This window comes from Metabacillus mangrovi (assembly GCF_009711125.1).
GTDB classification, from domain to species: domain Bacteria; phylum Bacillota; class Bacilli; order Bacillales; family Bacillaceae; genus Metabacillus_B; species Metabacillus_B mangrovi.
In genome coordinates this window covers 91304-112560 of sequence record NZ_WMIB01000010.1, presented here as the reverse complement: position 1 = coordinate 112560, position 21257 = coordinate 91304, and the positions used below count along the sequence as shown (strand labels likewise).

Genomic DNA, 21257 nt, shown 5'->3' with positions numbered 1-21257 from the left:
ATCAGGAAATCGTTGCAGTGATTATGCGTGTTAAAGGAGAAGAGTACGTGGAAGATGCATTCAGTTTTTTGGCCTTTCCTTTAGAAGTTCTGCCATATGTCATTATTACCTTGCTGGTCGCTTTTACGGTGCATGAATTTGCCCATGCGTATGCCGCATACAAATTTGGAGATCCGACTGCAAAAAATGAAGGCAGGCTGACCCTGTCTCCTCTTGCCCATCTGGATCCGTTTGGCACCATCCTGATTCTGCTTGCCGGTTTCGGCTGGGCAAAGCCTGTACCAGTGAACCGTTTTTATTTTAAGAACCCGCGGCTTGCGGGGGTCATCGTTTCAGTAGCCGGCCCGTTGAGCAACCTGCTGATGGCGTTTATCGGGATCGCGATGTTTTATATTCTGCAAAGTCAGGCGGGCCCGATGCCATCTGGATTTTTGCAGGCGCTGCTGGATTTCTTCCGGATCTTCTACAATCTGAACGTTATTTTATTTCTGTTTAATCTGCTTCCGATCCCTCCGCTGGACGGATACCGGATCATTGAAGACCTCGTTCCGCGCACGATTAGACCGAAGATGGCGAAGTTTGAAACATACGGTATCATTGTATTTATCGTTCTGTTTGTCACGCCGCTTGATCAGTATACAATCCGGCCGTTTCTTGATAATGGCACCTATATAATCACCAGCATCTTTAACGGGATCCTGATCCCGCTGTTTTAGGAGGGTTAATGGATGGAAGAGAAAAAGAAAAAAAGCATCGGATTTAACATTATTAAAAACGACCCGACGGACGGCCACGGAGGCTTTGGAGTCGGAGCGCTCAGTCTCGATAACATTTCGCCGGTCTTCGTTGATATTCAGGAAGAGGAAGCGTTCGTAGACATCGGGGCGATGCACGCCCGCAGTGTAGTCGAAAAAGGCATAAAGTTTCTTCCAAATAAGGAAGACGTCCCTGAAGCGAAGCCTTACTGGCTCGTCTGGGTAACGATTGACCGCAGGGAAGAGGGGCCTTATTATGCAGGGGTCACAGCCTGTGAGATGACGGTTAACCGGGAGATCAGAAGAGGCTATAAATCTCTTCCCGAGCATGTGAACAAAATGGATAAATCCATGAAACGCCAGATTATGGTGGACCATATGGATGAAAAATCCAAAGCAATTCTTACAAACTTTCTCCGGTCCCATGATGAAGGAATGTGGGAGCGCGCAGAAGAGAAGCTGAAAAACGATCTGAATGCATAAAAAGACCCGGCTGAAACCGCCGGGTTTTTTTCAGTTCCAGAATTTTAATCGATCCCATATGCTCTCTTTTTCTTTTATGGTTTTATTCTGCGGCTGTTTCTTTTCCTCGACTGGGCCTGTGCAAAGTCCAGCCGGCTCGGTTCCGATCTTGAAATAGACGAAGCGCTTCACCGGACAGCCGGGGCCTGCAAGCTTGCCGTTCTCAGGGTTGATGTAGACTCCTGTTACACCCTCCGGAGGCTTAAACTCTTTCATGGATTTTCCCTTCAGTGCATCCTCCATAAAATCAGCCCAGATGTTTTTGGCATAGGAGCGCTCAGCCACCTGATTCATCTCAAGGTCCCGGTCATAGCCGATCCAGACGCCCGCTGCGAGCTCGGGGCTGTAGCCGATCATCCAGCTGTCTGTTTTCGTCGTTCCGGATTTCCCGGCATAAGAACGGGTCAGCTTTTTCGCGATTTTTCCACCGGTAACGGCTGTATAGGCATCCATTTTTTTATCGAACATTCCGGTCATCAGCTGGGTCGTAATATAGGAAGATTGTTCGCTGAGAACTTGTTTTCCGGGTCCTTTGTTCCATTCATATAGAAGCTTTCCGGTTGAATCCTCGATTTTCGTGACATAGACCGGAGTGATTTGTTTTCCGCCGTTGGCGAGAACCCCATAGGCGCTGACCAGCTCTTCAAGCCTGGCAGGGGCCGTTCCGAGTGCGAGGGAGGGCAGCTTTGGCAGCTTGCTTGTAATCCCGGCAGCCCGGGCAGTCTCAGCCAGTTTCTCCGTGCCGATAAACAGATGGGTTTTAACGGCATAGATGTTATCGGATAAGGCGATGGCCTGAGCCAGTGTGATCGGACCGTTCGCATAGTAATCATTGTAGTTGCTTGGTTTGTAGACCGATTTTCCTGAATCGTATTCAAATTCAGTTGGCTCACTCACCATCTGGGTCGAAGGGGTATAGCCGTTTTCAATGGCAGCATAGTACAGAAACGGCTTGATGGTCGAACCGGGCTGCCTTAATGCCTGCGTGGCACGGTTAAAGGGGCTTTTGCTGTAATCGCGTCCTCCGATAAGGGCGCGCACAGCCCCCGTTTCAGGGTCCATCGCGATCATGCCGGCCTGAATCCCGGAATCAGGATCAATCCCCGCCTTTACCTGTTTCTCCGCCTTCCGCTGCATGTCAGGATCGAGCGTCGTATGGATCTTCAGCCCTCTTGTGGACAGGGCTCCGGGCTCTGTTCCCAGGAGGCGGGCGGTTTCTTTTAATGCTTCATCATAAAAATACGGCGCCTCGGTTCCGGCTGGCTCCTCAGGCTTCTGCGAAGCGAATTTCAGCGGCTCCTGTTCCGCAGCAGCTGCCTGTTTTTCGGTCAGATCTCCCGCTTTTACGAGACTCTTCAGAATCAGCCGCTGTCTTTCTTTTGCTTTATCCTCATTCAGGAATGGGGAGTACAGACTTGGACCTTTCGGAATTCCGGCAAGAAGGCTTGCTTCAGCGATGGTCAGATCCTTCGATTTTTTCCCAAAGTACATCCTCGAAGCTGCTTCAATCCCATAAGCTCCATGTCCGTAATAAATGGTATTCAAATAGCCTTCCAGGATCTGCTCTTTGCTGTAGTTCACTTCCAGGCGTACCGTATAAAAGGCCTCGGTCAGTTTTCTGGACCACGTTTTGTCATGGTTTAAATACAGGTTCCGCGCATATTGCTGGGTGATCGTACTTGCTCCCTGCACCTTGGCCATGGCTTTCAGGTCAGCCACAGCGGCACCGGCAATCCTCTTAAAATCAAAACCGTGGTGCTCATAGTAGCGGCGGTCTTCAATCGCCAGTGTAGCCTTCACTGCATTCGGTGATATATGCTGGAGCTTCGTCCAATACCGCTTTTCCCCGTAATGCGTTTCCCCGAGCTTGGACTCATCCTTTGCAAATAGGATGGTTGCCTGGGGAACATTTAAAGAAGGCGGGCCCTGTAATTTTGCAGTAAGCAGAATGCAGCCGGCAGCGATTGACATCAATATGATTGCAATCAAGCTGATGAAAAACAAAGCGCGAACCAGCTTGACGGTCTGGCGGATTCGTGAAGGATGGATCACGTTCATTCTCTGCACCCCGTTTCGTCACGTTCTTTTCTTACCATTATGGAAAAAGAGCGGCTGTTCTAAACGGAGAGCCCTGTAAATATTCCTTGATTTTTTGCAGGATTCCTCTATACTTTCTTTGAGGTTTTGTTTAAAACTGTCAGGGTACGATAAAATGAGTCACAAAATAAATCACAATCGGAAAGGATGAAAAACATGTCCGAACTTTGGTATACAGAGAAACAGACAGAAAATTTTGGAATCACAATGAAAATCAAGCGCACCTTACATACAGAGCAAACGGAGTTCCAGCACCTTGAAATGGTGGAAACAGAGGAATTCGGCAACATGCTGTTCCTTGATGGAATGGTCATGACTTCCGAAAAAGACGAGTTCGTTTACCATGAAATGGCAGCTCATGTACCGCTCTTCACCCATCCAAATCCTGAGAACATTCTTGTAGTTGGCGGAGGTGACGGTGGCGTTATCCGCGAAGTGCTGAAACACCCGTCCGTTAAGAAAGCAACACTTGTTGATATTGACGGAAAAGTAATCGAGTACTCAAAAAAATACCTTCCTGAAATTGCCGGAAAGCTTGAAGATCCGCGTGTGGAAGTGAAGGTAGGCGACGGATTCCTTCACATCGCCGAAAGCGAAAATGAATACGACGTAATCATAGTAGACAGCACTGAGCCGGTCGGACCGGCTGTTAATCTGTTCACAAAAGGCTTCTATGCCGGCATTTCCAAAGCATTGAAGGAAGACGGAATCTTTGTTGCACAGTCGGACAACCCATGGTTTACACCGGATTTGATCCGAAACGTACAGCGCGATGTCCGGGAAATCTTCCCGATTACGAACTTGTATATCTGCAACATCCCAACTTATCCGAGCGGCATGTGGGCGTTCACAATCGGTTCGAAAAAATACGATCCGCTTCAGGCAGCAGACGAGCGTTTCCACGAAATCGACACGAAATACTATACAAAAGAACTTCATAAAGCAGCGTTCGTGCTTCCGAAGTTTGTAAAAGACTTAACGAAATAAGAAAAAAGGGGAAAGGGCGTTTAATCAAACGCCCTTTCCTGAATTGGAGGGAAAACGATGAAATTTGATGAGGCTTATTCCGGAAATGTTTTTATTAAAAGCCATCCGTCCTATGAAGAGAGTGAAGCCGTCATTTACGGCATGCCGATGGACTGGACGGTAAGCTACCGTCCCGGCTCAAGATTCGGCCCGTCCCGCATCCGCGAAGTTTCAATCGGTCTTGAGGAGTACAGCGCGTATTTGGACCGTGAGCTGGAAGAGGTAAAATACTTTGACGCAGGCGACATTCCATTGCCATTCGGCAATCCGCAGCGCAGCATTGAGATGATTGAAGAATACATCGACGGCCTGATGGCAGCGGACAAGTTCCCGCTTGGCATGGGGGGAGAGCACCTCGTCTCCTGGCCGGTCATGAAAGCAGTCGCGAAAAAATACCCGGACCTTGCCATCATCCATATGGATGCTCATACCGATTTGCGTGAGGAATACGAGGGCGAACCGCTCTCCCACTCTACACCGATCCGCAAAATTGCTGAGCACATCGGACCTGAAAATGTTTATTCATTTGGCATCCGCTCCGGAATGAAAGAAGAATTCCAATGGGCGAAGGAATCCGGCATGCATATTTCAAAGTTTGAAGTGCTTGAGCCTCTGAAGCAGATTTTGCCGACCCTCGCAGGCCGTCCGGTATACGTAACAATCGATATCGATGTGCTGGACCCTGCCCATGCACCGGGCACAGGAACCGTGGACGCCGGCGGAATCACGTCCAAAGAGCTTCTCGCTTCCATTCACGAAATTGCCCGTTCAGAAGTAAACGTGGTCGGGGCGGACCTTGTCGAGGTCGCGCCGATTTATGACCCATCCGAGCAGACAGCCAACACAGCAAGCAAGCTGATCCGCGAAATGATTCTCGGCTGGGTACAGAAAAAATAAACCATAAACCGGACAGTCCCATACAGCGCCATCAGGCGGTGTATGGCGGGCAATCCGGTTTTTTCAATTTCCAAATTCCGCGTCCTATTGAACTTTGCGTAAAGAATCTTTATACTATTGTAGTTATAGTGGAAGGAGTGTCCTGAATGACGCAGACACCGGTAAGCCTCTACATTCTTTCGAAAATCAGAAATGAAGGCGAAACAGAAACAATTGAGTTCCGTTCAAGCGGCAGTTTTTACATAAAAGATTCCGTCCCCTACCTCTCGTATACAGAGGAACAGGAATACGGATCCATCCAGACGATCGTCAAAATGAAGCCGGAAGAAACGATCGTGTTCAGATCCGGCGCCGTCTCTATGAAACAGCGGTTTATGAAGGATACTGAGACGCTGACACATTACAAGACCCCGCTCGGTACCCTTCAAATGTCAACTTATACATCCAGAATAACGCAAATCGTTCACCCTGAATATGCTGAAGGCAAGCTCGAAATCGAATACGAACTGCACATGGGAGAAGGGCAAAGCCATCTTCATTCACTAATGATTGATTTTAAGGAGGCTGTGAAATGACCATCGCTGAACAAATGAAAGACCTTTTAAAAGAAGAAATCAAAGCATCTGTCCAAAAAGCAGGACTGGCGGAAGCATCCCAGATCCCGGATGCGATCCTTGAAGTGCCGAAAGACAAAGTCAACGGCGATTTTTCCACCAACATGGCGATGCAGCTGGCAAGAGTAGCGAAAAAAGCACCGCGTGCGATTGCTGAAGAAATCGTCAGCAGCTTTGACAAGCAAAAAGCGTCCATCGAAAAAATTGAAATCGCAGGACCGGGCTTTATCAATTTTTACATGGACAATTCCTACCTCGCTGATTTGGTTCCTGCCATCCTGAAAGCAGGCGAAGCATACGGAGAAACGAATGTAGGGAACGGCGAAAAACTGCAAGTCGAGTTCGTCTCCGCCAACCCGACCGGAACGCTCCACCTCGGCCATGCCCGCGGCGCCGCAGTAGGCGATGCGCTCTGCAGCATTCTCGCAAAAGCAGGATACGATGTTTCACGTGAATACTACATCAATGACGCCGGCAACCAGATCAACAACCTTGCCCTGTCCATCGAAGCCCGCTACATGCAGGCACTCGGCGAAGAATTCCCGATGCCTGAGGATGGATACCACGGCCAGGATATTAAGGAAATCGGCCAAAAGCTCGCAGATGAATACGGCGAACGCTTTAAATCCCAACCCGGGGACGAGCGCCTTGGCTTTTTCCGTGAATACGGCCTTAAATTCGAAATGGACAAACTGAAAAAAGACCTGGATGAATTCCGCGTGCCATTCGATGTATGGTACTCCGAAACATCCCTGTATGAAAACGGGAAAATTGACAGTGCCCTTGCCACCCTCCGTGAACAAGGTCACATTTTCGAAGAAGACGGCGCAACATGGTTCCGCTCCACTCAATTCGGCGACGACAAAGACCGCGTCCTGATCAAAAAAGACGGATCCTACACCTACCTGACACCGGACATCGCGTACCATAAGGATAAACTGGACCGCGGCTTCACGAAGCTCATCAACATTTGGGGAGCAGACCATCACGGCTACATCCCGCGGATGAAAGCAGCCATTGAGGCGCTCGGCTACGGAAAAGATACACTCGAAGTCGAAATCATCCAGCTCGTCCACCTGTACAAGGACGGCGAAAAAATGAAAATGAGCAAACGGACCGGCAAAGCCGTCACGATGCGCGAGCTTACAGAAGAGGTCGGCCTCGACGCCGTCCGCTACTTCTTCGCCATGAGAAGCGCCGACACCCACATGGACTTCGACCTCGACCTGGCCGTGTCCAAATCCAACGAAAACCCGGTCTACTACGCACAATACGCCCATGCCCGCATCTGCAGCATGCTGCGCCAAGGCGAAGAACAAGGCCTCACGTTCGGAGCGGATGACGTTCTTTCAGGCGGACTGTCCGAAAAAGAAACCGACCTGCTCAAAAAACTCGGCGAATTCCCGGAAGCCATCGCAGATGCCGCCAACAAGCGCATCCCGCACCGCATCACCAATTACATTTTCGACCTGGCCTCCACCCTGCACAGCTTCTACAACGCCGAAAAAGTGCTCGACCCGGAGAACGTAGCCAAATCAAAAGCCCGCCTAGCTTTAATGAAGGCCACTCAGCAAACACTGAAAAACGCCCTGACTCTGATCGGAGTTTCAGCTCCAAAGAAGATGTAAGGAAAGACACCCCCTGTACGGATGTGCGGGGGGTTTTTGTATTGGGGTGGGGTTAGTTTTGGGGTTAGTTTTGGGATTAGTGTTGGGATTGGTGTTGGGATTAGTGTTGGGATTAGTGTAGGGATTAGTGTAGGGATTAGTGTTGGGATTGGTGTTGGGATTGCTCAGTTGTGAGCAAAGTAAGGGGGAGTAACAAAAAAAGGGGTCTGTCCCCACATCCTTTAAAGCATCAGGGGACAGAGACAGAAAGCTTTCGTCCTTAGAGCTGCAACGGTTTGCAGAGCCGGTGCCGGAGCTTTAGTGCTTTAGCAGAACAGGGGACAGGCACTGCCACTGACCCCACATGCTTTAACGCAAGTGGGGTCAGAGACATAAAGTCGCGGCCGCTAGAGCCGCAAGGGATCAGAGAGCCGGTGCCAGAGCTTTAGTGCTTTAGCAGAGTGGGGGACTGTCCCCGCCAAACTGAATTTAGACCAGCCAAACTGAGTTCAGCCCCGCCAAACTGAATTTAGACCAGCCAAACTGAGTTCAGCCCCACCAATCCAAGTACTAAAATTCACCAAACCACACTCCCCCCATCAACCCGCTTCACCCCGCGCACTTTCGAGACTTCGTCAATCAGCTTAAAGAGGGCGAGATCCTTTTGTTTCGCTTCGATCATCATATCCACGTCGACGTTATAGTCTTTCAGCATTTTCAATAGCGGCATGGCATATTCGAGGTCGACGAAGTCGGAGTGGCTGCGGTATTCTTTTTCGGACTTGGGTGAAGATAGATGGATTTTGGGTGGGAGGCCGGTGCCTTCCCATGTCTGAAAAAACCGCGGAAGCAAGTCGGCGAGTGCTCCGTCTTCTTCGTTTTTGTTTGCCATGTGGTGATGGTAGTCAAACATGAGCGGGGTGCCGCCTTTTTCGCATATTTGCAGGGTTTCCTCTGTTGTATAGGTTTTGTCGTCATTTTCCAGGGTCATTCTTTTAAAAATAGGCATGGATAGGGACTGTATATTGTCAAAGAAGCGTTCGGCGGAGGCGATTTTGTCACCGTAGGCTCCGCCGACGTGAAGGTTGATCAGGCCCTCTTTTTCAAGTCCCATGGCTTCAAGCATCGCATAGTGGTATTCCATGTCTTTCACAGAGTTCTCAGTTATTAAAGGTCGGTCGCTCGTGAACAAGGTGAATTGATTTGGGTGGAAGCTTGTCCGGATGCCGTGTTGCTTTACGAGGCTTCCGATTTCCTGAAATTGATCCCTGAAGGGTGTGACAAAATCCCAGCTCACGTCCGGATGGGTGGCGAGCGGGACGATACTTGATGAGAAGCGGTACAGATGGATTTCATGGGCGATGTTGTAATGAATGATCCGCCGAGTATGCTCCAGGTTTTGGGCGGTTACGCGGAGAAGGGCTTCTCGCCGTTCATCGGGATCCATTTTTTGATAGCGGGCATAGGTGATTGTTTTTGCCGGTGAGCAGTCCCATAAGGATAAGGCGTTTGCTACATAGCCGAACCGGATTTTCATTCTCTTCTCCCTCCAGATGCTATAAAAATAAGGAAAGCAGGTTCGCCGCGCGTTCTTTGGCTTTTTGGCGAAGCGGACGTTTCAGGTAATCATCGTATAAAAGCTGTTCAGCGTTGCGGATGTCTTTTTTGATGGTTTCTTTTACCCGGGACGTGAAGTCTTCATCGAAAATATACACGTTCATTTCATCATTTAAATACAGGCTCCGTTTGTCGAAGTTCGCAGTTCCGATGTCACAGAAACCGTCATCTGACAGAACGATTTTTGCATGGTAGAAGCCGGAATAAAACCGGTGGATTTCCGCTCCGGCTTTTAAAAGGGGGCCGTAATAAAGGAAGGCCGCTTCTTTGACGAAAGGATGGTCGGATTTCATGGGTACGACGATTGTAACCTTTACCCCTCTTGCCAGCACATCAAGCAATTCAGTCTGCAATTTTGTCCCCGGTATGAAATAAGGGGAACAAATATAAAGTTCTTTCTGTGTCTGTCTGATAATCGATACATATTGATCTTCAAGCTTTCCGTATGTGGAAACGAGGCGGTGGGAAATGCCGCTGCAGGAGACCGCCGGTTTATCCTCTGGAATGAACTCTCCCCCGGCATTTCTCCAGTCGCGTCTGAATTGGGCAGCGAGGTCCCTTGTTCCTCCTCCGGTGAAAAACAAATGGTAGTCGCGCCATTTTCCGAGTTTCGGATTCTTTCCGATGTATTCCTTGCCGATGTTGTAGCCGCCGAGATAGCCGGTTTGCCCGTCCACTACGGTGATTTTCCGGTGGTTGCGTGCCTGCAGGGTAAAAAATAGGAAGGGCAGCCTTGGAGTATGGGAATACGCCGTCTTTACCCCGTTGGCTCTGATTTCCTTCAGCAGTTTTCCAGGTGCTTTCAGCGAACCGAGCCGATCCATCAGAAGATAAACCGCAACCCCTTCTTTTGCTTTTTCGCCGAGCAGGGTTAAAAAAGCGCGGCTGACTTCTTCATCGTTTTTGATAATATAAAAGCTTGCAAAGATGGAGGACTTTGCTTGCCTGATGTTTTGAAAATAATGAAAATAAAATTTCTGCCCTTCTGTAAAAAATTGCACCCCGCCCTGTCTGATTGGGTAAGCCTGAAGTCCGGCCTTCCGGATGTGACGGCTGAATCCTCCTGTAAAATCGAGGCGCAGCCAGACAATGACGAGCAGGGTGAGAAGGATTCCGACAAAGAAGCCCATTCATAAACCTTCTTTCCACATACTGAGGTACTCTTATCATGGAACGAGGCAGGGAAAATTATGAAAAGTTTAATGGAAAAGGATTGACTGAATGCTCATTCATATTTATGATGAAGTCAGGGATAATTTCTGAAAATTTGCTTGTTTTAAAATTTTCAAGAGATGAATGAGAAATGATCGAGACATCAGATAGGGGGAAATGAAATGGGCATCCTGCTGTGGATTAATCTGGCTGCATTCTTATTTGTAACCGCTTACGCCGTTGCGCTGTTTGTTCATTTGATCCGTTCCCGGGTGGCTTACATCCGGATGGGGAAAAAGGAAGAATTCGATGGGAAATGGAAGGAACGCCTTAATCAGATTTGGGTGAATGTCTTCGGCCAGAAAAAATTGCTGAAGGATAAAAAGAGCGGAATCATTCATGTCATGTTCTTTTATGGATTCATCCTTGTGCAGTTTGGGGCGATTGATTTTATTATAAAAGGGATTTCTCCGGGGAACCACCTGCCGCTTGGACCGCTTTATCCCGGATTTACATTTTTTCAGGAAATTGTGACGTTTGTCATCTTGGTTGCTGTTGTCTGGGCATTTTACAGACGCTACATTGAAAAACTCGTCCGCCTGAAGCGCAATTTTAAAGCGGGTCTTGTCCTCATTTTCATCGGCGGGCTGATGCTTTCCGTGCTTCTTGGGAACGCGATGGCACTCATCTGGCATGATCATGAGCTGACCTGGACGGAGCCGATTGCTTCATCGCTTGCCTTCTTATTGAGTTTTATGAACGAGACCGCGGCGATTGCAGTGTTTTACGTATCCTGGTGGGTTCACCTGCTGATTTTGCTCACCTTCCTCGTATATGTTCCGCAATCAAAGCACGCTCACTTGATCGCCGGTCCGGCGAATACGTTCTTCTCCAGAGTTGGGCCGCCAGGAAAGCTTTCAAAAATTGACTTTGAAGATGAATCCCAAGAGTCCTTCGGGGTCGGGAAAATAGAAGATTTCAGGCAGTCTCAGCTGATCGACCTGTATGCTTGTGTCGAATGCGGACGCTGTACGAATATGTGCCCGGCAACCGGTACAGGAAAAATGCTGTCGCCGATGGATCTGATCCTTCGTCTCCGTGATCACCTGACGGACAAGGGAGCCGCTGTAACTTCCCAGACACCATGGGTTCCGGCGTTCGCTTTTGCGGATACGCAAGGGAACCAGCTCGCAATGGCCTCCGCGACTCAAGGTTCAAAGGAAGCAGCAGCTACCTCTGCCTACAATCCAAGCCTGATCGGCGAGGTCATCACCGAAGAGGAAATCTGGGCATGCACGACGTGCCGCAACTGTGAAGATCAGTGCCCGGTCATGAACGAGCACGTGGATAAGATCATTGACCTTCGCCGCTACCTTGTACTGACAGAAGGGAAGCTTGATGCAGATGCACAGCGTGCGATGACCAACATCGAACGCCAGGGAAATCCTTGGGGGCTGAACCGGAAAGAGCGAGAAAACTGGCGTGAGGCAAGAGAAGATGTTATCATCCCGACGGTTAAAGAGCTGCAGAAAAAGGATGAGGAATTCGAGTACCTGTTCTGGGTCGGATCCATGGGGTCCTTTGATAACCGAAGCCAGAAAATTGCCCTTTCTTTTGCAAAGCTGCTGAACGAAGCTGGCGTTACCTTTGCCATTCTCGGCAACAAAGAGAAGAATTCCGGTGATACACCAAGAAGGCTCGGCAATGAATTCCTGTTTCAGGAGCTTGCTTCAAAAAACATAGAAGAATTCGAGAAAATCGGTGTGAAAAAAATCATCACCATCGATCCCCACGCCTATAATATCTTTAAAAATGAGTACCCGGACTTCGGGCTGCAGGCAGAGGTATACCATCATACCGAGCTGCTCGCCAAGCTTGTAAAAGAAGGGAAGCTGAAACCGGTGCACGAGGTGAAGGAAACCATTACCTTCCATGATTCCTGCTACCTCGGCCGCTACAATGATGTGTATGATGCACCACGGGATATTCTGAAATCCATTAGAGGGGTAAAGCTTGTCGAGATGGCGCGCCGGCGTGAAACCGGAATGTGCTGCGGTGCGGGAGGCGGTTTAATGTGGATGGAAGAGGATACCGGCACACGGATCAACGTCGCCAGGACCGAACAGGCGCTGGCCGTGAATCCAACGGTGATCAGCTCCGGCTGTCCATACTGCCTGACGATGCTGAGCGACGGAACGAAGGCGAAGGAAGTGGAAGAGACCGTATCCACTTACGATGTTGCCGAGCTTCTGGAAAAAGCAGTCATTGGTGAAGGGAAAAAAGACATCGCATAAAAGGAGAAAGGCGGCGCAATATGTGCTGCTATCCCTTTTTTCATAGACTGAGCGAGCGTTCAGTCAGCTTTTTGTAAGCGTTTCCTAAATAAAAGGAGGAATTATAATGGGAAGAACAGTGATCGTTGGAGGAGCCCGTACACCTTTTGGAAAATTTGGAGGAGCGCTGCAGGCGCTGACAGCTTCTGAGCTTGGCGGCATCGCGGTTAAGGAAGCGTTGAACCGAAGCGGCGTCCGTCCTGAAGAGGTTGGGGAAGTCATTCTCGGTAATGTGCTGCAGGGAGGCCAGGGACAGATCCCTTCGAGGCAGGCCGCGCGCCATGCCGGAATTCCATGGGAAGTAAAAACAGAGACAGTGAACAAAGTATGTGCCTCCGGATTAAGAAGTGTCACGATGGCTGACCAGATCATCCGCGCTGGAGATGAAGAAGTGATCGTTGCCGGAGGAATGGAATCCATGTCCAATGCCCCTTATATCGTTCCGAAAGCCAGATGGGGCTTCCGGATGGGTGATGCTGCGGTTAAGGATCTGATGGTGCATGACGGTCTGACGTGCAGCTTTGAAGGTGTCCATATGGGAACCTATGGGAACAAAACGGCAAAAGATTTGGAGATTACGAGAGAGTCCCAGGATGAATGGGCATTACGGAGCCATCAGCGGGCAGCAAAGGCAGGCGATTTGTTCCGTGAAGAAATCGTTCCCGTCAGCGTTCCGCAGCGCAAAGGGGACCCTGTTCTTGTCGAACGCGATGAGGCTCCGCGGGCAGATACCTCTATTGAGCGGCTGTCGGCATTAAAACCGGTCTTCGGCCATGACGGCACCATTACTGCGGGTAATGCGCCGGGGGTGAATGACGGAGCAGCAGCCTTTGTCCTGATGAGTGAAGAAAGAGCACAACAAGAAGGCAAAGACGTACTTGCTGCAATCATTGCTCACACAGCCGTTGCGACGGAAGCGGCAGATTTTCCGAAGACGCCGGGTCTTGTCATCAGCGAATTGCTGAAAAAAACCGGAAAGACCGCTGCAGATATTGATCTATTTGAAATCAATGAAGCGTTTGCCGCCGTGGCCCTCGCCAGCAATCAGATTGCCGGCCTTGATCCGGAAAAGGTGAACGTGAACGGAGGAGCTGTTGCACTCGGCCATCCGATCGGAGCCAGCGGAGCGCGTATTCTGCTGACGCTCATTCATGAATTGAAAAGACGGGGCGGAGGCATCGGGATTGCTGCAATTTGCTCGGGCGGCGGCCAGGGTGACGCCATTATGGTAGAGGTGTAAGGATCTTTTAAGGGGGATGGGAAGATGGAAATCAACAAAGTGATGGTGATTGGAGCAGGCCAGATGGGTTCAGGGATTGCCCAGGTTTGCGCGATGGCAGGCTTTGAAGTCATTTTGCAGGATTTAAAGGATGAATTTTTAGACCGCGGGTTCTCAGGCATCCGGAAAAACCTGCAGAGACAGGCAGATAAGGAAAAAATCACAGCAGCCGAGATGGAAGAAACGATCGGCCGTCTGGAGCGGTCCCTCAGCATCGAAAGTGCTCGTGAGGCAGACCTCATCATCGAAGCCGCGGTAGAGAATATGGAAATTAAAAAAACGATTTTTGCGAAGCTGGATGAGCTCGCCCAGCCGCATGCGATTCTTGCAACAAACACGTCATCCCTGCCGATCACAGAGATTGCTGCGGCAACGGACCGTCCGGGCAAGGTTATCGGCATGCATTTTATGAACCCGGTGCCTGTTATGAAGCTCGTGGAAATCATCCGCGGCCTTGCGACAGAGGACTCCGTTTACGAAGCGGTTGAACAGATGACACACTCGCTAAAAAAGGTGCCGGTAGAGGTCAATGATTTCCCTGGCTTTGTGTCGAACCGGATTTTAATGCCCATGATCAACGAAGCCATTTTCACGCTGTATGAAGGTGTCGCGAGCCGCGAGGCCATTGATGAAGTGATGAAGCTTGGGATGAATCATCCGATGGGGCCTCTGACGCTTGCAGATTTTATCGGTCTGGATACATGTCTGTATATTATGGAGACGCTGCATGAAGGCTTCGGGGATGACAAATACCGGCCTTGTCCGCTGCTGCGGAAATACGTAAAAGCCGGATGGCTTGGTAAAAAGTCGGGGAGAGGTTTTTACGAGTACGCATAAACGGCAGGGGGAAACAGCGTGAACCTTCATTTTACAGAAGAACAGAAGATGATGAGGAAAATGGTGCGCGATTTTGCAGTCAGCGAAATCGAGCCGTTTATTGAGAAAATGGAGGCTGGGGAGTTTCCGCGGGAAATCCTCGCCAAAATGGGAGAGCTCGGGTTAATGGGGATCCCGGTCCCGGAGCAGTACGGCGGAGCCGGAATGGATTTTACGTCCTATATCATTGCCATCCATGAGCTATCAAAGATGAGTGCGACCGTGGGAGTGATCCTGTCTGTCCATACATCTGTCGGTACAAATCCGATTCTTTACTTCGGCAATGAAAACCAGAAGCAGCGGTATGTGCCAAAGCTTGCTTCAGGTGAATACCTCGGGGCTTTTTGTCTGACGGAGCCGGGGGCAGGGTCAGATGCAGCCGGGCTGAAAACGAAGGCAGTGCGCAAAGACGGTGACTACGTTCTGAACGGATCGAAGGTATTCATCACGAACGGCGGTGAAGCAGATATGTACATCGTATTTGCTTCGACGGATCCTGCTGCAGGCAGTAAAGGGATTTCAGCTTTTATCGTGGAGAAAGGGACGGAAGGGTTCATCATCGGTAAGGATGAACACAAAATGGGGCTGAACGGTTCGAGAACAGTGCAGATCTCACTTGAAGACTGCCGTGTGCCTGCTGACAATCTTCTCGGGGAAGAAGGGCATGGCTTTAAGATCGCACTTGGAAATCTCGATGCAGGCCGGATTGGAATTGCCGCTCAATCTCTCGGAATTGCAGAAGCAGCACTTGAAAAATCAGTCGAATACGCAGCTGCAAGAAGCCAGTTCGGAAAACCGATCGCCGCCCAGCAGGGAATCGGCTTTAAGCTTGCCGATATGGCAACGGCAGTGGAAGCCTCAAGGCTCTTAGTCTACCAGGCTGCCTTCATGCGCCAGAACAACATTGCATGCGGGAAGGAAGCTTCGATGGCGAAGCTGTTTGCCTCAAGAACCGCAATGGAGGTCAGCACCGAGGCGATTCAGGTGTTCGGCGGCTACGGTTATACGAAGGATTATCCAGTAGAGCGGTACTTCCGGGACGCAAAAATCTGTGAGATTTATGAGGGAACGAGCGAGATTCAAAGACTGGTCATTTCGAAAAATTTAACGAGCTAACAGGGGGAGAAGACGATGCAATTTAAACTGACAGAAGAACATGAAATGATCCGGAAAATGGTGCGTGACTTTGCCAGGAAAGAAGTCGAACCGACAGCAGCAGAACGGGATGAGGAAGAGCGCTTCGACCGGGAGCTTTTTGACAAAATGGCGGAGCTTGGACTGACGGGCATCCCGTGGCCGGAAGAGTATGGCGGCATCGGAAGTGATTATCTCGCCTATGTAATTGCGGTCGAAGAGCTGTCCCGTGTCTGTGCTTCCACTGGTGTGACCCTTTCTGCTCATACTTCCTTAGCCGGTTGGCCGGTTTACAAATTTGGTACGGAAGAGCAGAAACAGAAGTACTTAAAGCCGATGGCGCAGGGAGAGAAAATCGGTGCTTACGGACTGACAGAGCCGGGCTCCGGATCAGATGCAGGCGGAATGAAAACGTACGCGAAGCTTGACGGGGATGACTATGTCCTTAACGGCTCGAAAATTTTCATCACAAACGGGGGCATTGCAGACATTTACATCGTATTCGCGGTAACGGATCCGTCCCATAAGCATAAAGGCACGACAGCCTTTATCGTGGAAAGCAGCTTCCCGGGCTTCTCGGTGGGCAAAAAAGAGAAAAAACTCGGCATCCGCTCTTCACCGACAACGGAGATCATCTTTGAAGACTGCCGTGTGCCGAAGGAAAACATGCTTGGTGAAGAAGGAGACGGCTTTAAAATCGCGATGATGACGCTGGATGGCGGCAGAAACGGAATCGCCGCCCAGGCTGTCGGAATCGCTCAGGGAGCACTGGATGCGTCCGTCCATTATGCAAAAGAAAGGCAGCAGTTCGGCAAGCCGATCGCAGCCCAGCAGGGAATCGGCTTCAAGCTTGCAGATATGGCGACAAGCATTGAAGCGGCACGCCTGCTGACGTACCAGGCAGCATGGCTTGAGTCGGAAGGGCTTCCTTACGGAAAAGAATCCGCGATGTCGAAGCTGTTTGCGGGAGACGCGGCCATGAAGGTGACAACGGAAGCTGTTCAGGTATTCGGCGGATACGGCTATACAAAGGATTATCCGGTTGAGCGGTATATGAGAGACGCGAAAATCACCCAAATCTATGAAGGCACCCAGGAAATTCAGCGGCTCGTTATTTCCAGAATGATCACAAAATAACCGCTTCTTCAGGGAGCGGGTCACTCTCCCTGGGGGCTGTTAAAAGGGGCCGATCCTTATGAGAAGAGAGGTGCCGGCATCCGTAAAGGATGAACGGCTGATTAAAAAGAGACGGGATCAAATGATCAAGGGAGCCGTCAGCCTGTTTAAGCAAAAAGGCTTCCACCGCACGACCACAAGGGAAATCGCAAAGGCATCAGGCTTCAGCATCGGCACGTTATATGAATACATCCGCCAGAAGGAGGATGTGCTGTACCTCGTTTGCGATACGATTTATGATGAGGTCCGCATCCGGCTGGAAAAGGATATTGACCCGCAGCACGGAACGGTGGAAGGGCTTGAACATGCCATTGCCAACTATTTCAGGGTCATTGACGATATGCAGGATGAAGTGCTTGTTATGTATCAGGAAGCAAAATCCCTGTCGAAGGATGCCCTGCCTTATGTCCTCCAAAAAGAAGTCGAAATGGTCGGCATGTTTGAACGGGTCATCGACAACTGCATCGTGAACAAAGCGTTTCAGCTGTCCGACAGCGAGAAAAAGCTGCTGGCACATAACATATTTGTCCAGGGCCAGATGTGGGCCTTCAGGAGATGGGCGCTCCAGCGGCTTTGTACGATTGAAGAGTATATTGCCTCTCAGACGGTGCTGATTTTAAATGGGATAAGGATACAAGACCAGTAAGCCGCACATGGGGATGGGCGGTGAATAAAAGGGGGAAACGCAGCATGCATATTTACAAGCCAAAGCATGCCGTTCGATTTGTAACAGCTTCAAGTTTGTTTGACGGACATGATGCATCCATCAATATTATGAGACGGATCCTGCAGGGAAGCGGAGCAGAGGTCGTCCATTTGGGGCATAACCGTTCCGTAGAGGAAGTAGTGAATGCAGCCATCCAGGAAGATGCACAGGGCATCGCCATCTCCTCCTATCAGGGCGGGCATGTCGAATATTTTAAATACATGTATGACCTGCTTAAGGAAAAGGGAGCCCCGCATATCCGCATTTACGGCGGTGGCGGCGGTGTCATTATTCCTCGGGAAATAAAGGAACTGCACGAATACGGGATTGCGAGGATCTTTTCTCCTGAAGATGGCCGGAAAAATGGACTGCAGGGCATGATCAATCAGATGATCGAGGAGTGCGATTTTCCAACTGTCACAAAGCTTGACGGGGAGCTGGAAGAGCTGAAGAACGGAAGCGTGACAGCCGTTGCCAAGCTGATCACCCTCGCAGAGGCGCAAGCGGATAAATCCAACGAAGCCGCCGCAGCAGCGGAAAAAATGATGGCCGGCCTTCAGCAGACAGCCTCTAAAGCACCGGTCATCGGGATTACCGGAACGGGCGGGGCCGGAAAAAGTTCACTGACGGATGAGCTCATCCGCCGGTTCATCAATGAACTGCCTGAATTGAAAATCGCGATCCTCTCCGTCGATCCGACGAAGCAGAAAACCGGAGGAGCCCTGCTCGGAGACCGGATTCGGATGAATGCGATCTTCAATCCGAGAGTTTACATGCGGAGCCTTGCAACGAGACAGTCGCGTTCGGAGCTGTCCCTTGCGATCAAGGATGCCATTTCAGTCGTAAAAGCAGCCGGCTATGACCTTGTCGTAGTGGAAACGAGCGGGATCGGGCAGGGTGACGCAGGCATTACCGATATCTGCGACCTTTCCATGTATGTGATGACCAGTGAATTCGGTGCCCCGACCCAGCTTGAAAAGATCGATATGATCGACTATGCCGATCTCATCGTCATCAATAAGTTTGAACGCAAAGGATCAGAAGACGCGAAGCGCCAGGTCCAAAAGCAGTACCAGCGGAGCCGGAACCTGTTCGAACAGGATCTGGACGAGATGCCGGTATACGGGACCATTGCGAGCCAGTTTAACGATATCGGCACAAACAGCCTCTTCCAGGCCCTTTTAACCGAGCTTCGCCAGAAAACAGGAGTGGAATGGCATTCCCGCTTAGAAACCTCAGCAGAAGTAACGAAGCAAAACGTCATCATTCCAAGTGAACGCCGCTATTACTTAAGAGAGATCAGCGAAACGGTCCGCAATTATCATAAAAAAGCAGAACAGCAGGCGGAAGCCGCCACAAAGCTCTATCAGCTTGATGGCGTAATGGCAATGCTTCCCGAGGCAGAAGTGTCATCCCTGCAGCATTTAAAAGAGCAAGCCCTGGAAAAGCTCTCCAAAGAATCCCGCAGCCATCTTGAAAACTGGGATTCTTTAAAAGAGAAGTATCAGGCAGATCAATTTACGGTAAAAGTCCGCGATAAGGAAATCGTGACAAAACTGAAGACGGTGTCATTATCCGGGCTGCGCATTCCGAAGATCTCTCTTCCTGCATACAGGGATAAAGGAGACCTGCTTCGCTGGATCTACAGGGAAAATGTACCGGGGGCCTTCCCTTACACAGCAGGCGTCTTTCCGTTTAAACGGGAGGGAGAAGATCCGAAAAGGCAGTTTGCCGGAGAAGGGACTCCTGAGCGGACGAACCGCCGTTTCCATTATCTGTCCAAAGACGATGCAGCGAAGCGGCTGAGCACAGCGTTCGATTCCGTTACCCTATATGGCGAGGATCCTGCCCACCGTCCCGATATTTACGGGAAAGTCGGCGAAAGCGGGGTGAGCATCTGTACGCTTGAGGACATGAAGAAGCTGTATGCCGGCTTTGACCTCTGTGCTCCGTCCACATCGGTCTCCATGACGATCAACGGACCGGCACCGATTATCCTGGCAATGTTTATGAACACAGCCATCCAGCAGCAGCTTGATAAACGGAAAACAGAGCTTGGGCGTGAGCTGGATGAAGCAGAGAAGGCAGAAGTCAGGGCGTTCACCCTGCAGACTGTACGGGGTACTGTCCAGGCGGATATTTTAAAAGAAGACCAGGGACAGAACACGTGCATTTTTTCAACAGAATTTGCCTTAAAGCTGATGGGGGATATCCAGGAATATTTCATAGAGCAGAAGGTGCGGAACTATTATTCGGTTTCCATCTCCGGCTACCATATTGCAGAAGCGGGAGCTAACCCGATTTCCCAGCTCGCCTTTACGCTCGCGAACGGCTTCACCTATGTGGAGTATTATTTAAGCAGAGGCATGAACATCGACCATTTCGCACCGAATCTATCCTTCTTTTTCAGCAATGGCCTTGATCCCGAATATACGGTGATCGGGCGGGTGGCGCGAAGAATCTGGGCAACAGTGATGCGTGATAAGTACGGGGCGAATGAGCGGAGCCAGAAATTGAAATACCATGTCCAGACGTCCGGGCGCTCCCTGCATGCGCAGGAAATTGATTTTAATGATATCCGTACGACGCTGCAGGCGCTAATGGCCCTTCATGACAACTGCAACTCCCTGCATACAAATGCTTATGACGAAGCCATCACGACGCCAACCGAGGAATCGGTGCGCCGGGCAATGGCCATTCAGATGATCATTACAAAAGAGCATGGACTCACGAAAAATGAAAACCCGCTGCAGGGATCGTTCATCATTGAAGAACTGACGGATCTGGTGGAAGCAGCTGTGCTTGAGGAGTTTGACCGCATCAACGAACGCGGCGGGGTCCTTGGTGCAATGGAAACCCAATATCAGCGCGGCAAAATACAGGATGAATCGATGCATTACGAAATGAAGAAGCATAACGGAGAGCTGCCTATCATCGGCGTGAACACCTATCTCAATCCAAATCCGCCATCCGAGGAAGCGCTGGACAGCATGGAAATCGCCCGTGCCTCACAGGAAGAAAAAGAAACCCAAATTCAAAACCTGAAAGCTTTCCAGCAAAAGCACGGAAAAGAAGCGGAAGCCGCACTCGAAAAACTCCAGCAGACGGCCATAGCGAACGGCAACCTGTTCGAGGAGCTCATGCATACTGTACAATATGCAAGCCTCGGCCAGATTACCGGAGCCCTGTATGAAGCAGGAGGCCAGTACCGCCGGAATATGTAATCAGCTGATTGGATCAGCACCCCCGGGAAACGTTCGGATTCCGGGGGTTTTGTCATTGCCAGCCAGAAACAGAGGGTCTTGACAAGGCTTGATTGAAGGGGCCGGACTATGGCAGAAAAAAAGGGGGGCTCAAAGGTCCTTGGGCCGGGGGATGAGTTTTTCATCTGCAGCATCCTGCAAAACCATCAAAGTATGTAAAGGAAGGAACTTTACAAAACGGACTTCCAGACTTGGTGTTTCAT

General features: G+C 50.2%; 16 protein-coding genes. 13 read left to right on the top strand and 3 right to left on the bottom strand.

Features of this window, described 5'->3' with window-relative positions:
* The first annotated feature begins 23 nt into the window (after positions 1–23).
* Positions 24–716, top strand: a complete 693-nt coding sequence (locus GKZ89_RS11665) for a site-2 protease family protein (RefSeq protein WP_155112600.1) — start codon at positions 24–26, stop codon at positions 714–716.
* 12 nt (positions 717–728) lie between these two features.
* Positions 729–1238 carry a YwhD family protein gene (locus GKZ89_RS11660; protein ID WP_155112588.1) on the top strand — a complete coding sequence of 170 codons (510 nt, stop codon included), beginning with the start codon at positions 729–731 and terminating at the stop codon, positions 1236–1238.
* A gap of 30 nt (positions 1239–1268) precedes the next feature.
* Here GKZ89_RS11660 and GKZ89_RS11655 read toward each other — a convergent pair whose 3' ends face one another.
* Positions 1269–3335, bottom strand: coding sequence for a transglycosylase domain-containing protein (locus tag GKZ89_RS11655; protein ID WP_155112587.1), 2067 nt, complete (start codon positions 3333–3335; stop codon positions 1269–1271).
* A 195-nt stretch (positions 3336–3530) separates the two neighbouring features.
* Here GKZ89_RS11655 and speE point away from each other — a divergent pair, with 195 nt between their 5' ends.
* From speE to argS, 4 genes are all read left to right on the top strand, one after another.
* Positions 3531–4361, top strand: a complete 831-nt coding sequence (gene speE, locus GKZ89_RS11650; protein WP_155112586.1) for a spermidine synthase — start codon at positions 3531–3533, stop codon at positions 4359–4361.
* A 57-nt stretch (positions 4362–4418) separates the two neighbouring features.
* The gene (gene speB, locus GKZ89_RS11645) at positions 4419–5297 is read left to right on the top strand and encodes an agmatinase (protein ID WP_155112585.1); all 879 of its coding nucleotides are present in this window, start codon (positions 4419–4421) and stop codon (positions 5295–5297) included.
* Positions 5298–5443: 146 nt separating this feature from the next.
* Complete coding sequence (locus GKZ89_RS11640; protein WP_155112584.1) at positions 5444–5872, top strand: YwiB family protein; 429 nt, start codon at positions 5444–5446, stop codon at positions 5870–5872.
* Positions 5869–7539, top strand: coding sequence for an arginine--tRNA ligase (gene argS, locus GKZ89_RS11635; RefSeq protein WP_155112583.1), 1671 nt, complete (start codon positions 5869–5871; stop codon positions 7537–7539). The genes GKZ89_RS11640 and argS overlap by 4 nt, the downstream gene beginning before the upstream one ends.
* A gap of 556 nt (positions 7540–8095) precedes the next feature.
* Here argS and uvsE read toward each other — a convergent pair.
* On the bottom strand, positions 8096–9055 hold the full coding sequence (gene uvsE, locus GKZ89_RS11630; RefSeq protein WP_155112582.1) for a UV DNA damage repair endonuclease UvsE: 960 nt from the start codon (positions 9053–9055) through the stop codon (positions 8096–8098).
* A gap of 19 nt (positions 9056–9074) precedes the next feature.
* Positions 9075–10265, bottom strand: coding sequence for a phospholipase D-like domain-containing protein (locus GKZ89_RS11625; protein WP_155112581.1), 1191 nt, complete (start codon positions 10263–10265; stop codon positions 9075–9077).
* 204 nt (positions 10266–10469) lie between these two features.
* On the opposite strand from GKZ89_RS11625, the gene GKZ89_RS11620 reads away from it, so the two are divergent.
* The 7 genes from GKZ89_RS11620 (at position 10470) to icmF (ending at position 21015) form a co-directional block, all read left to right on the top strand.
* Positions 10470–12581 (top strand): (Fe-S)-binding protein, encoded by a 2112-nt coding sequence (locus GKZ89_RS11620; RefSeq protein ID WP_155112580.1) that lies wholly within the window; start codon positions 10470–10472, stop codon positions 12579–12581.
* 106 nt (positions 12582–12687) lie between these two features.
* Positions 12688–13860: an acetyl-CoA C-acetyltransferase gene (locus tag GKZ89_RS11615; protein ID WP_155112579.1), complete on the top strand. Its 1173-nt coding sequence runs from the start codon at positions 12688–12690 to the stop codon at positions 13858–13860.
* A 24-nt stretch (positions 13861–13884) separates the two neighbouring features.
* On the top strand, positions 13885–14736 hold the full coding sequence (locus tag GKZ89_RS11610) for a 3-hydroxybutyryl-CoA dehydrogenase (RefSeq protein WP_155112578.1): 852 nt from the start codon (positions 13885–13887) through the stop codon (positions 14734–14736).
* A gap of 18 nt (positions 14737–14754) precedes the next feature.
* The gene (locus GKZ89_RS11605) at positions 14755–15891 is read left to right on the top strand and encodes an acyl-CoA dehydrogenase family protein (protein WP_162356759.1); all 1137 of its coding nucleotides are present in this window, start codon (positions 14755–14757) and stop codon (positions 15889–15891) included.
* Between the two features lie 15 nt (positions 15892–15906).
* Positions 15907–17046, top strand: a complete 1140-nt coding sequence (locus GKZ89_RS11600; RefSeq protein ID WP_155112577.1) for an acyl-CoA dehydrogenase — start codon at positions 15907–15909, stop codon at positions 17044–17046.
* 58 nt (positions 17047–17104) lie between these two features.
* A complete protein-coding gene (locus tag GKZ89_RS11595; protein WP_155112576.1) occupies positions 17105–17731 on the top strand; it encodes a TetR/AcrR family transcriptional regulator in 627 nt (208 codons plus the stop codon).
* Between the two features lie 44 nt (positions 17732–17775).
* Positions 17776–21015: a fused isobutyryl-CoA mutase/GTPase IcmF gene (icmF, locus tag GKZ89_RS11590; protein WP_155112575.1), complete on the top strand. Its 3240-nt coding sequence runs from the start codon at positions 17776–17778 to the stop codon at positions 21013–21015.
* Positions 21016–21257 lie beyond the last annotated feature (242 nt).